This window comes from Actinoallomurus sp. CA-150999 (genome assembly GCF_050942425.1).
GTDB lineage: Bacteria > Actinomycetota > Actinomycetes > Streptosporangiales > Streptosporangiaceae > Actinoallomurus.
The window spans coordinates 4,003,080-4,014,684 of record NZ_CP192063.1 but is presented as its reverse complement, the minus strand read 5'-3'; the positions used below and the strand labels follow the sequence as shown (position 1 = coordinate 4,014,684).

At 71.4% G+C, this 11,605-nt stretch carries 8 protein-coding genes; 2 read left to right on the top strand and 6 right to left on the bottom strand.

Going from position 1 to position 11,605, the window contains the following annotated elements; translation table 11 throughout:
- Nucleotides 1–13 precede the first annotated feature (13 nt).
- Complete coding sequence (locus tag ACQP2O_RS18820; protein ID WP_433186473.1) at nt 14–1,462, top strand: hypothetical protein; 1,449 nt, start codon at nt 14–16, stop codon at nt 1,460–1,462.
- A gap of 35 nt (nt 1,463–1,497) precedes the next feature.
- Here ACQP2O_RS18820 and ACQP2O_RS18815 read toward each other — a convergent pair whose 3' ends face one another.
- The 4 genes from ACQP2O_RS18815 to ACQP2O_RS18800 form a co-directional block, all read right to left on the bottom strand.
- Entirely contained in the window at nt 1,498–4,737 is a 3,240-nt protein-coding gene (locus ACQP2O_RS18815) for an NACHT domain-containing protein (protein WP_433186470.1), read from the bottom strand.
- A 128-nt stretch (nt 4,738–4,865) separates the two neighbouring features.
- The gene (locus ACQP2O_RS18810; RefSeq protein WP_433186468.1) at nt 4,866–6,059 is read right to left on the bottom strand and encodes a hypothetical protein; all 1,194 of its coding nucleotides are present in this window, start codon (nt 6,057–6,059) and stop codon (nt 4,866–4,868) included.
- 123 nt (nt 6,060–6,182) lie between these two features.
- Nucleotides 6,183–7,394, bottom strand: a complete 1,212-nt coding sequence (locus ACQP2O_RS18805) for an Ig-like domain-containing protein (protein WP_433186465.1) — start codon at nt 7,392–7,394, stop codon at nt 6,183–6,185.
- A 175-nt stretch (nt 7,395–7,569) separates the two neighbouring features.
- A complete protein-coding gene (locus ACQP2O_RS18800; protein WP_433186462.1) occupies nt 7,570–9,018 on the bottom strand; it encodes an aldehyde dehydrogenase in 1,449 nt (482 codons plus the stop codon).
- A 142-nt stretch (nt 9,019–9,160) separates the two neighbouring features.
- Here ACQP2O_RS18800 and ACQP2O_RS18795 point away from each other — a divergent pair, with 142 nt between their 5' ends.
- Complete coding sequence (locus tag ACQP2O_RS18795; RefSeq protein ID WP_433186459.1) at nt 9,161–9,766, top strand: isochorismatase family cysteine hydrolase; 606 nt, start codon at nt 9,161–9,163, stop codon at nt 9,764–9,766.
- 254 nt (nt 9,767–10,020) lie between these two features.
- Here the strand turns inward: ACQP2O_RS18795 and ACQP2O_RS18790 are convergent, their stop codons facing one another.
- Nucleotides 10,021–10,404 (bottom strand): Zn-ribbon domain-containing OB-fold protein, encoded by a 384-nt coding sequence (locus ACQP2O_RS18790; RefSeq protein ID WP_433186456.1) that lies wholly within the window; start codon nt 10,402–10,404, stop codon nt 10,021–10,023.
- Nucleotides 10,405–10,410: 6 nt separating this feature from the next.
- Nucleotides 10,411–11,604, bottom strand: coding sequence for a thiolase C-terminal domain-containing protein (locus ACQP2O_RS18785; protein ID WP_433186453.1), 1,194 nt, complete (start codon nt 11,602–11,604; stop codon nt 10,411–10,413).
- Nucleotide 11,605: the final 1 nt, after the last annotated feature.

Genomic DNA, 11,605 nt, shown 5'->3' with positions numbered 1-11,605 from the left:
GATACTCGGTCCGGTGTACGAGCGGCTGAGTTGCCATGCCGCCGTGTTCGGCTCCGACATCTGGCGGAAGGACGGCGAGTGTGTCGGTACGAGCACCGGCCGGTACGCGTTCCGCCGCCCCGAGGCGAACGCGGTGATGCGCAAGATCGCCGATCAGAACCGTGACGCGCGGGACGGCTCGTGCGGGAAGAACTCCAAGGCGGTGACCGTCGGCGCGCTGGTCACCTTGACGTCCAAGGACGCCGGGGGCAGGGCCGTGGATCAGCTCGAAGGCATCGCGGCCGCCCAGGCGAAGGCCAATGAGGACAAGGCCAACTGCAGCCACCCCGTCCGGGTGCGCGTCGGCCAGATGGGAGCGTCCGAACAGGCGGCGGCCTCGGTGGCGAGACTGCTGGCCGACGACGGTGTCGTCGGGGTGGTCGGAATGGGGCTGAGCTTCCAGCAGTCGGCCGACGCCGCCCAGGTGCTCGCCGCGCGGCACATCCCCATGGTGGCGCCGGTGATCACGGCCGAGGGCTTCGACAAGAACGGGTCCGCGGATGATCGGCCGGACTTCAGAGGCTGCAACCCCGGCGCCACGTACAAGAACGGAGTCGGACAGGGCTTCTTCTACCGGGTCGCGTACCGCAACGCGGTGCAGATCGACCGGCTGGCCGAGTTCTTCAAGCCGAACAAGAACAGGGTCAACTTCATCATGACCCCGGTCACCATGGACGACCCGTACACCTGCACGGCGTTGCCGCTGATGCACCGCCGGTTCGGCAACGTTCAGGAGGTGAGGTTCGACCCCAGCGACCCGACGACCGTGCGGCAGTCCGCGCAGCGGATCTGCAGCAGCCCTGGCACGGTGAACGTCCTCTACGCGGCCCGCGCCCGCGACCTGCCGACGTTTCTGACGAAGACCGCGGATCTGTCCGCGAACGGGCAGTGCCAATTCTCCAGCATCACCGTGATGAGCACCTCCGACGCCGCCCGGATGCGGTCCCAGGAGACGGACACGGACGTCGAGCAGCAGCGCAACGCGGCGCTGAACGCGACGATGTTCCGCAACGGCAAGGTGCGTCTGGTGTACACGCCGCTGGCCGACCCCGATCTGCTCGCCAGGTCGAACAGTCCCACCTTCGCCGGGCTCCGGCAGAAGTTCGCCGATCTCGGCTTCGCCGCGGCGCATCTCGACAGCGGCTGGGCGATCAACGGGTACGACGCCATGCTCACGGTCGCCACGGCCCTGAACTCACTCAGCGCCGGCCAGAAGGTCACGCCGACCGAGGTCAACACGGCGATCGGCGGATTCTCCAAGGGCGGCCAGTCGGTCGCCGGGGCCGGCGGGAACATCACCTTCGACAACAACGGCAACCGCGACGACTCGGCTCCGGCCGTGGTCCGGCTCTGTCCCGCCAAGACCCCGGGCCAAGCCCCGCAGACGGTGCAGTTCCTCTCGGGGAACGAAAAGTGCCCCTGATCGCCGTGTGAGTGAGGGCCTCCGCTCTCGAGGGGTCATCGGGTGCCGGCGGTGCGCTCCCTTCCCGCGGCCGCGACGCGGAGCCCTGGGGTCAGCCGGCCGAGGTCGGCGTCCGGCCACCGCTGTTCGATCGCCTTGACGAGCGCGACGACCAGGTCCCGGCCGTCGAGGCCGTGCCCCGGTCCGCCGTCGCCCGGCAGCCGCCGCCACAGATCGTTGATCGCCTCGAGGTACAGGTCGGTCGGCCGTACGGTGTTCGCCTGCCGGAGCAGGTCGACCACCGTCGCGACCGGCAGCCTGCCGACGTCGTCGCGGAGGCGCAGGAGGACGAGCCGGTACAGCTCCGGGAAGGCGGCGACGGCACGGAGGCATTCGCCGTAGACGGCCGCGCGTTCCCGGTCGGACACGTCTCGCGTGTGGTCGAGCCGCGCCAGCTGGTAGGCGGGCAGGATCGTCGTCTCGTCATCCGCGCGCCGGCGGAGCCGATCGCCCAGAGCCTGGAAGAAGGGCACGGACTGGAGGAAGAGCAGCCCGAGGCGCCAGTTCGGCAGGAACGCCATCCTCCGGACGAGGAACCCGATGTCGCTGGTGGCGGGCACCCGAAGGTCGAAGGAGCCGATGGGATCGCCGGAGAGGTACACGTCGTAGTCGGTCGCCTCCGGCCGTGAGCCCGGCGCCGAGATGGCGAAGGCGTCCAGCACCGACACCGCGGAGCCGTCCTCCCGGCTCAGCCGGATCCGGAGGTCGTCCGTCCGGCTCACCGTGACCCGGAGGGTCATCATGATCCCTTCCCACTCCGACGACGACAGCTGCGCCCGCCAGAGGTGACTCAGCTGGACCCAGCGCTCCACCACGGCGGCGCCGGAACCGGGGAACATCTCCGCCACGGTTGTCCCCTCGTCGGAGAGGAGGACGAGGAGAAGGGTGAGGTTGGCCGAGTAGGCGGCGAGCCGCCGCGTGATCGGGTGTCCGGCCGGCTCGTATCCGGTGTACGACCTGCCGCCGTGCGGGTACAGGGCGCCGTCGAGGAGTTCCCGCAGCAGCGCCCTGCGGGGGTCGTGATCGCCTGCGGGCGTCCGGCGGAGCAGCTCCCCCAGGAAGCCGACGATCGGCGCGCGCTCGGCCACGCACGCGAAGGACAGGACCGCGAAGAGGAAGCCGTCGTCGGGCCGACCGCCCGCCGCCGTCGAACGCGCGCTCATGACCTCCCGGACGGCGACCAGGTCGCCGAGGGCGCGGACGGTCAGCCAGGCGACGAGGAACTCCCCGAATGTGGGGTGCAGGAACTCGAAGCTGCGGGTCCGCTGGTCGCGTACCCGGGCCTCGGACCGGTGGATGAAGAAGAACCGGCTGGTGACCTGCTGCGCCGGGCTGATCGCCGCCGCGTCGCCGTCGGCGGTCGCCGCCCGCTCCGGCAGCAGCACGGCGAGGTCCCGGTCCAGGTCGTCCTCGGAGGCGGTCTGCCGGCCCCGGGCGAACATGGCGGCCGCGGCGACGGCCAGCCGCTCGAGTTCCGCTTCGGCTAGCCTGCGCTGGGCCTCGGACGGCAGTGCCGCGTTGTGCGGGGACTTGCGGATCTCGCGGAACGCGAAGTCCATCAGCAGGGCCTCGTACAGCCCCGCCTGTCCCAGGGCGGTCGCGCCCGCCTGCTGCAGCGCGTTGTCGTTCGCGTCGAAGATGGCGAGTAGGAGCAGGAGGAGCGGCTGTCGGGCGAGCTCGATATGGGCCAGTACGGTCTCGGCCGGCAGCGTTCGCCGCGCCCGCGCCCGGAGGAGGTCCGCGTTGTGCCGGTTCCAGACGTCCAGCCAGTACCGCACCTGGTCGGCGGTGAAGGGCTGGAGCTGCAGCGCGATGCAGCCCGCCGGATATCGCACGCGGTCGGCGACCACGGTGCGGCTCGTCACGATGACGGCGATCGGATTACCGATCGCGAGCTGCCGGCGCTGCAGCTCCCGTACCTGCTCCAGATAGTCGTACCGGTTGACGCCCGACGCCTGCAGCATCTCGTCGAAACCGTCGAGCATCACGACCGGCAGCGCCCCGCCGGCCGCGTCGAGGAGGTCGGGCAGGGCCACCCGTTCTCCCGACTGCTGGAGGATCGCCTGCTCGATCTGTTCCTGGATCAGGGACTCGGCGGCGACGTCGCGCAGCTCGACCCGGATCGGCAGGAAGTCCTCCTCCGGGAGCCGCGCGGCGAGGATCTCGGTGAGTTTGGACTTGCCCGACCCCGGTTCGCCGAGGACGACGAGCGGGGCCTGGACCGCCCGGGGCGAGGTGAGGTAGCCGGAGAGGAACGCCTCGGCGTACGGCGTCGGCTCCTGCCGGTCCCACCACTCCTGTCCCGCGGGGCTGTCCCCCGGCCGGACCTCCGCCACCTTGCAGCGTGGATTGACGTACGCCTCGCCGAGCGTGGGCAGGACGACCCCTTCGGGCGTCCGGCCCGCCGCGACGATCGGCTCGGCGAGTGCCGCGCGGTAGCTCCGCAGCAGGTGGCGTCGCGGCCGGTCGCCGGGCCGGCTCGCCGCCATCTCGGTGAGGAGCCGGCCCACCTCGGACAGTCCCGCGCCGAGCGCGTCGACCCGCGTGAGGTTCGCCCAGACCTCGAACTCCCGGTTGTCGGCGGCCAGGCGGCGGAACGCCTGTTCGTAGGCGCTCAGGGCGGCGGGCGGTACGGCCATGACCGCCCGCGTCAGGCGCGTGCGTTCGGGGCCAGCGAGGTCGTCCCAGGCGGCGACGCCGCGGATGAAGGTCGTGAGCCGCCTCGACATGAGCTCGTAGGTCGCCGTGATCGCCGTCCGGGTGCGCTCGTACGGCACGTGCGGCTCGGGCAGCGGGAGCCTCTCGTTCACCAGTCCCTCGAGCAGTTCGGCGCCTCCTCGCGCCGGAGCGCCGCCGGTCGCGGTCGCGACCCGCTCGGCGGCGGTCAGCTCCAGCCGGTCGAGCGCGATCGGCAGGTCCACCTGCTCGAGAGCCTCGAAGTAGGAGGACACCACGAGGACGGCATGGGCCGCGGCGAGCCGCTGCGTCCGGTCGAAGCGGGAGAGCCCGTTGCGCCGCTCCGAGATCCGGCGCACGGTCTCGTGCCCGAACCTGACGATCTCCTCTTTCAGGTCGAACAGGTTGAGGGGTGCCGACACGTCGTGTCCGGTGGCCGCCGCCGCGACCGTCCACGTCGCGAGTCCCGCCGCCGCCAGCCGGTCGACGATGCCGACCAGGCGGCTCTGCCGGGTACCGAGGATCTTCAGGGCGTCGGCGTAGGTCAGCGACTCTGCCACACAGGCTCCTGGCGTGAGGGGGCGGTGTTCCCATGGGGGCGGTGCTCCCATGGGAGGCGTGCTTCCATGGGGGGCGTGCTTCCATCATCACCCGGGGAGCCGGAGGTTCCCACGACGGCGAGGACACCTCAGTGGCGGTCGCCCGGGTCGTCGTACTCGATCCGCGAGGCGGGCTGGAACGGGCCGCTGACGATCTCTCGGACGAACCGGCCGCCGTTGAGGATCTCCTCGGCGGAGACCTCGTACGTGAAGTCCTGACCAGGCTGCAGCACGCGAGTGCCGATCACGACGGAACGCGCGGCACGGTAGATCGACGCCCACGGCGAGCAGTAGTACATCGACCCGGTCCGTACGACGTCGCCTCGGTACAGCGCCGCGTTGATCTGCTCCTGGACGCGCAGCGTCTTGGCGTGGTCGGGGTCGTGCCGCCACATCTCGTCGATCGACCGGATGGCCTGCGCATCGTTCGTCCAGCGATGGAGGGAGCCGGGGTCGGTCAGGCACCAGGGGTCGAAGCCCAGGGCGCCCGGAGGAGGCAGCCGGTCGCCCACCGCGCCCCCGCCCATCACGCCGCGGCCGTACGACGTGAGCAGGACGGGCATCGCGAGGAGCTGACCCAGGTGGTAGTACGCGCCCAGGGCGTGCTGGAGCCGCTGCTCGATGATCTCGTGCAGCTGCTGACTCGCGCCGGGTTCGAAGACGTGCGCGGCGTAGTCGGCGGCGGACGACGCCTCGGCGGCGATCTGGCGCAGCCGGGACAGGTCGGCGCGGTGGCCGTCGTGGGTGCACGCGACCTCGAAGGTGCCCAGGGCGACCTCGGTGTGCTCCCGGATGGCCTCACCGGCCGCGATCATGGCCCGCAGGTGCGGCGCGGGGCAGGGCTCGATCTCGATCCAGCCGGGCAGGTCGGCCGGCAGCGTCATGCCGGGGTCCGGCCGGTAGTCCGGGTTGGCCGCGGCCTGGCGGCTCAGCGAGAGCCAGCCCTCGACCTGGCCGAAGAACGCCCAGACCTGCTCGGCCGTCACCCTCGGGAGGTACCCGACGGTACGGGTGTCGGCCCGGTAGTCGGCCTCGATCATCTTGTCGCCCAGGGTCTGCAGGACGTAGGCGTTCCAGGCGTACACCTGCTGGGCGGCCGCCGCGATCGGGGCGTCCCAGGGGTCGATCTCCTTGGCGGTCAGGTCACGGCGTACGGCCTCGGCCTCGTCGAGCGCCCGGTAGACCGCGACCCCGGCCTTCTGGATCGACTCGATCGTGTTCGCGGGGACCTCTTTCTTGAATCCCGCGACCACGCGTGTCAGTAGGCCCGGATTGGCCGTCATCGCTCTCCCGTCATGCCCGAAGGTGCTCTTCGCCGTCCTTCGACGTGGTCAGGACGGGCCGCGTTCCATGATCGGAAATAGACGTGGCGGGGCCGCGGTCGCGGCCCCGCCGTCCGTCGTCCGTCAGCCCGTAAGGGGCGTCGTCGTCACCGGCTGCTTCGTCGCGCTCTCCTTCATCCACTTGGTGAAGGACAGCTGCCAGTAGCCCCAGCCGTTGTTCCACTCGAGGTCACGCGACGTGCCGCTGATGTCGATGACGTCGCCGCGGTTGCTCAGGTTGAAGAACCACTTGGCGCCGGCGGGCGTCTGCCGGACGCAGCCGTGGCTGCAGTTGCTGTGCCCGAGGCAGCCGTACTCGCCGGGGCTCTCGTGGAGGTACTCGCCGCTGCTGCTGATCTGGACGTCCTTGTAGACCAGCTCGTGGTAGTACCCGGGCTCGCCCTTCTTGATGTTCGGCGAGGTCATGGTCACGACGGGCTCCTTGCCCATCGCCAGGTGGATGCCGCTCGTGGTCCGGAAGTCGTTGCCGTGGGAGTCGGCGCCGCCCATGCCGCCGCTGACCGGGATCGTCTTGGCGAGCTTGCCGTCGACGTAGACCTTGCTCTTGTGGGTCTTGAGGTTGACCTTCGCGATGTGGGACGCGCCGATCGAGAAGTTGCGGGTGACGTCCTTGGTGCCGTACACGCCGGCGGAGGCCCGTACGCCGGCCAGGTGCGCGACGAGGCTGACCTTGCTGTGCGCGGGCCAGTACGACTGGGTCCGGAAGATGGCCTGCTCGCTGGTGATCCAGCGCCACGCGCCCTGCATCGGGGAGGTCGAGCGCACCTCCAGGGCCTTCTCGACCGCCGCGCGGTTGCTGACCGGCTGGTCGAAGTTCACGGTGATCGGCATGCCGACGCCGACGGTCTCCCCCGCGCTCGGCGTCACGTCGCTGATCTTCACCGTCGAGGACGCCTTGAGCGTCGTGAACTTACTCGTGGCGGTCGCGACCTTGCCGTTGGCGTTCTTGGCGGTGGCGGTCACGGTGTACGTGGTGCCGGGCTTGAGCGTCCACTTGGTGTTCCAGCTCTTCTTGTCCGCGGACAGAGTGCCGTCGACGGTGCTCTGGCCCGCCTGCACGGTCACCTGCTCCAGGACGCCGCTGCTCGCCGTGACCGAGACGCCCTTGTCCGGGCGGACCTTCTTGGCCCCGTCGGTAGGAGTGATCGCGGCCGCCGCGTCAGGGGCCTTCGCCTCCTTGCCCGCCGGGGAGGCGCTTCCGCTGGATGAACACGCCGCGGCCAGCGTGAGAACCGCTCCGGCCGCCGCCGGCATGATCCATCGACCCGATTGCACGCGCACTGATGACCCCACTTCGCGCAGAAGATGCGCGGCTGAGGAGGGCATGCCAAGGAGACGCCGCCGCGCATCGTAGATCCCCGGTAATTCGAGCATCATAGTATCGATCATCGGCAATTAGCCGCGCAATCGGTACTTTCCATGCTCTTCACAGGAAATCGTGATCGGATCGTCAGGGTCCGAGCGCGATGGAGACGGGCTCGAGGTAGGTGCGCAGGCCCTCCGGCCCCATCTCGCGGCCGAGGCCGGATTGCTTGAAACCGCCGAACGGCGTGCCGAACGCCTGCGGGAAACCGTTCAGGCTGACCATTCCGGTCCGCAGCCGCCGGGCGACGCGCAACGCCCGCTCCGCGTCGGCGGACCAGACGGACCCGGACAGCCCGTACATCGAGTCGTTCGCGATGGCGACGGCCTCCTCCTCGGAGGAGTACGGGATCACGGCGACCACCGGGCCGAAGATCTCCTCTCGCGCGACGCGCATGGCGTTGGTGACGCCGGTGAGGAGAGTCGGATTGACGTACCAGCCGTCGTCCAGGCCGCCCGGACGCCCGCCGCCCACGACCGTGGCGCCCTCGGCCCGGCCCGTCTCGACGTACCCCTCGACGCGCGCCCGCTGTGCCTCGCTGACCAGCGGGCCGATGTCGGTGTCCGGGTCGAACGGGTCGCCGACGCGCAGGCCGGCGAAGGCCGCGGCGAGCGCGTCGGTGAACTCTCCTTGTCGTTGATCCGGCACGAGCACCCGGGTCTGCGCGATGCACGCCTGACCATTGACCATCATCGCCATCGGCATCAGGCCGCGCACGACCGCGGCGACGTCGGCGTCGCCGAGCACGACGGCGGCGGACTTGCCGCCGAGTTCCAGCGTGACGCGCGCGATGCGCTCCGCGCAGAGCGCCATGATGCGGCGGCCCGCGGCGGTGCTGCCGGTGAAGGCCACCTTGTCCACCCGCGGGTGCCGGACGAGGTGCTCGCCCACCTCGCGACCGGCCGGCAGCACGCTGAACGCGCCCTCGGGGAGGCCCGCCGCGGTGAGCGCGTCGGCGAGCAGGTAGGCGCTCAGCGGGGTCTCCGGCGCCGGCTTGAGGATCACCGAGCAGCCGGCCGCCAGCGCCGGGGCGACCTTCAGCGCGGGGGCGCTCAGCGGGCCGTTCCACGGGGTGATGGCGGCGACCACGCCGGCCGGTTCCTGGATCACCAGGCTCCGGTTGACGCCGTCCTCCCGGATCTCCTCGAGGGGCTCCCGCTCGATGAGGTCCGCGTAGTAGCGCAGGTGGCGGATCGGGTTCGGCACGTGGGCACGCTCGGCGAACCAGCGCGGGCAGCCGAGCTCACCGGTGAGCAGGTCGACCGCGGCGTCGCCGAGGCGCTCGATGTGATCCGCCGCGGCGCGGAGGACGGCGGCGCGCTCGGCGACCGGGCGGTGACGCCAGTCACCGGCGGCGAACGACTCGGCGGCCCGTGCGACGGCCGCGTCGACGTCGGCGGCGGTGGCCGGCCGGACCTCGCCCACGGGCTTCCCCGTGGCCGGGCTGCGCACCTGGGTGACCACCCCACCGCCGGACTCGTCCCAGACGCCGCCCACGAACACCCCTGGCCGGTGGTGAATGCCGGAGACTGTCATTTCGCGCCCTCCATGCTCCGCGGCCCGCTCGCTCGGCGTTGAGGCGCCCCTCCCGGACCGCCCGGAGGGGCCGCCGAGTCGAGGCCGTCACAAATCTATGCGTATCATATTCCTACTATGGCCCCGTCGGAAGGGAGCGCCCGTGGTCACCGCCGCGCTGGTCATCGACATGCAGAACGGGTTCTGCCGCGCCGACGGATCCCTCCCGCGCGCCGGGTTCGGGCTGCCGCGAATCGACACGGTGATCCGGAACAACGCGGCGATGATCGACGCGGTGCGAGCGGCGGGGATGCCGGTCGTCTTCACCCGGCACGTCTTCCGCCCCGACCTGGTGGACGTCCCGGCACGCATGATGGCGGCCCTCCCGCCGGGCACGACGCCCCTGGTCCGCGGCAGCCGGGACGCCGAGATCGTCGCCGAACTCGCCCCGCTGCCCGGCGACCGCGTCATCATGAAGAACCGTTACGACGCCTTCCTCTACACGGACCTCGAACTCGTCCTGCGGCTGATGGGCGTCCGCCGGCTGCTCGTGAGCGGCGTCGTGACCAACGCCTGCGTCGAGGCGACCGTACGCTCGGCCGAACAGCGGGACTTCGAGGTCTCCGTGGCCGCCGACTGCATCTCCGCCCCCGGGGCCGCTTATGAGGCGGCCCTCGCGTCGATGGCGGTGTTCGCGACGGTCGGCCCCTGGCGGGAGCTCCTCGCCGGTCTCCAGACCGGCTCCGCGCCCGCCGGCGCGACGACCTGAGAGCCCGGTCGCGAGCCCTGGGGTTCCATTCCGCGCGGGCGCTGAACCTCCCGTCGGGCCAGGCGACGCGACTCACGTACGGGGAGGCACGATTGGCGCGGCTCACGTACCGGGAGGCGCGATCGGCGCCGCTCACGCGCGGGGAGGCCGCGACCGGCACGGCTCACGTACGGGGAAGCGCGATCGGCGCCGCTCACGTACCGGGAGGCGCGATCGGCGCCGCTCACGCGCGGGGAGGCCGCGACCGGCACGGCTCACGCGCGGGGAAGCGCGATCGGCACGGCCTCGCCGTCCTCCGGGGTCTCGAATCCGATCCGTACGGGATGGCCCGCCCGCAGCCCGGCCGGATCGAGGTCCTGGACCTGGACGGTGATCCACGGCCCCTCCTCCAGTTCCACGATCGCGACGACGGTGGCGGGGGCGTCGCGGCCCGGGATGACGGTCCAGGTAACGATCTCGCCGAGCCCGGAGGCGGGTCTCCAGGTCGGCGGTGACGTCGGAGCGACGGGATCGATCACCGCGGCGGGCGGGAGATACCGGCCGCTCGCGGCGGACCAGCGCAGCAGCAGGACACCTTGTGCTGCGGCGTCGAAGAACTCGGCGGACTCCTCGTCCCGTTTGATCGGTGCGACGGTCATCGCCCGTCACCTCCCTCGGCTCGAAGGGCTGGGGCTCAGCAAGAGCGTCGAGTGGTAGTCGACGACTCCCCCGTTGCCGCTGACCAGGACGACCTCGGCCCCGTCCACCTGCCGCACCCCGCCGTCGCCGCGGGCCTGGATGATCCCTTCGGACAGCGGCGTCATCCCCCACATGTAATAAGAGGAGAGCTGGCCGCCGCCGGTGTTCGTGGGGTGGTCGCCGCCCGGGGCCAGCGCGCCGGAGGCGGCGAACGCGCCGCCTTCCCCCTTGGCGCAGAATCCGTAGTCCTCCAACGAGACCACGGTCGTGTAAGTGAAGCAGTCGTAGATCTCCCGGACGTCGACGTCCGCCGGCCCCAGCCCCGCCATGGCGAAGGCTGCCGCTCCGGACGCCGCGGCACCGGTGACCAGCCCGAACTCGCTGCCGCGGCCCATCGGGTGGCCGGGGTGGCCCTGCCCCCAGCCGAGCACGTACACGGGAGGCCGGCGCAGGTCGCGGGCCCGCTCGTCGCTCGTCACGATGACGGCGATGCCGCCGTTGCTGACCAGGCAGCAGTCGAACAGGCGCAACGGGTCGGCGATCATCCGGGACGTCTGGTGGTCTTCGAGGGTGAGCTTCCGGTCCTTCATCTGGGCCCGGTCGTTCAGCGCCGCCCACTGCCGGGCGGCCACCGCGACCGCGCCCAGTTGCTCGCTGGTCGTGCCGTACCGTTCCATGTACCGCCGGGCGGCCAGCGCGTACTTGGCGGCGGCGGTGTTCAGCCCGGCCGCGCTCGGCAGCCGGTCGAGGCTCGCCCCCGGGCGTGCGGCGCCGCTGTAGGCGGCGCCCGTACCGGCGTCCTTGCGCAGCGGCGCGTCGGCGTACACGCATGCGACCACGTCGGCCATGCCCGCGTCGATCGCGAGACCGGCGTACTGCACCATGCCACCGGCCGACGAGCCGAAGCCCTGCATCGCCGAGAGCAGCCGTAGGTCCCGCAGGCCGAGCGCGGCCTGCAGCGGCGGGCCGATGTCGCCGCCCACGCCCGGATTGATGAGCAGGCCGTCGATCTCGGCGAGGCCGACGCCGGCGTCCTCGGCGGCGAGAGCGACGGCCTCGACCGCGAACCCCATCGCCGTACGGCCGTACACCTTGCCCATCTCGGTCATGCCGAGACCGGCGATGGCGATCCGGCCGGACAGTTCACGTGCCCGGTTCATT

Coding starts and splice junctions, on each gene's coding strand:
- ACQP2O_RS18810 (WP_433186468.1), bottom strand. CDS start 6,059: ATGACGGCCAATCCGGGCCTACTGACACGCGTGGTCGCGGGATTCAAG.
- ACQP2O_RS18800 (WP_433186462.1), bottom strand. CDS start 9,018: ATGACAGTCTCCGGCATTCACCACCGGCCAGGGGTGTTCGTGGGCGGC.
- ACQP2O_RS18790 (WP_433186456.1), bottom strand. CDS start 10,404: ATGACCGTCGCACCGATCAAACGGGACGAGGAGTCCGCCGAGTTCTTC.
- ACQP2O_RS18785 (WP_433186453.1), bottom strand. CDS start 11,604: ATGAACCGGGCACGTGAACTGTCCGGCCGGATCGCCATCGCCGGTCTC.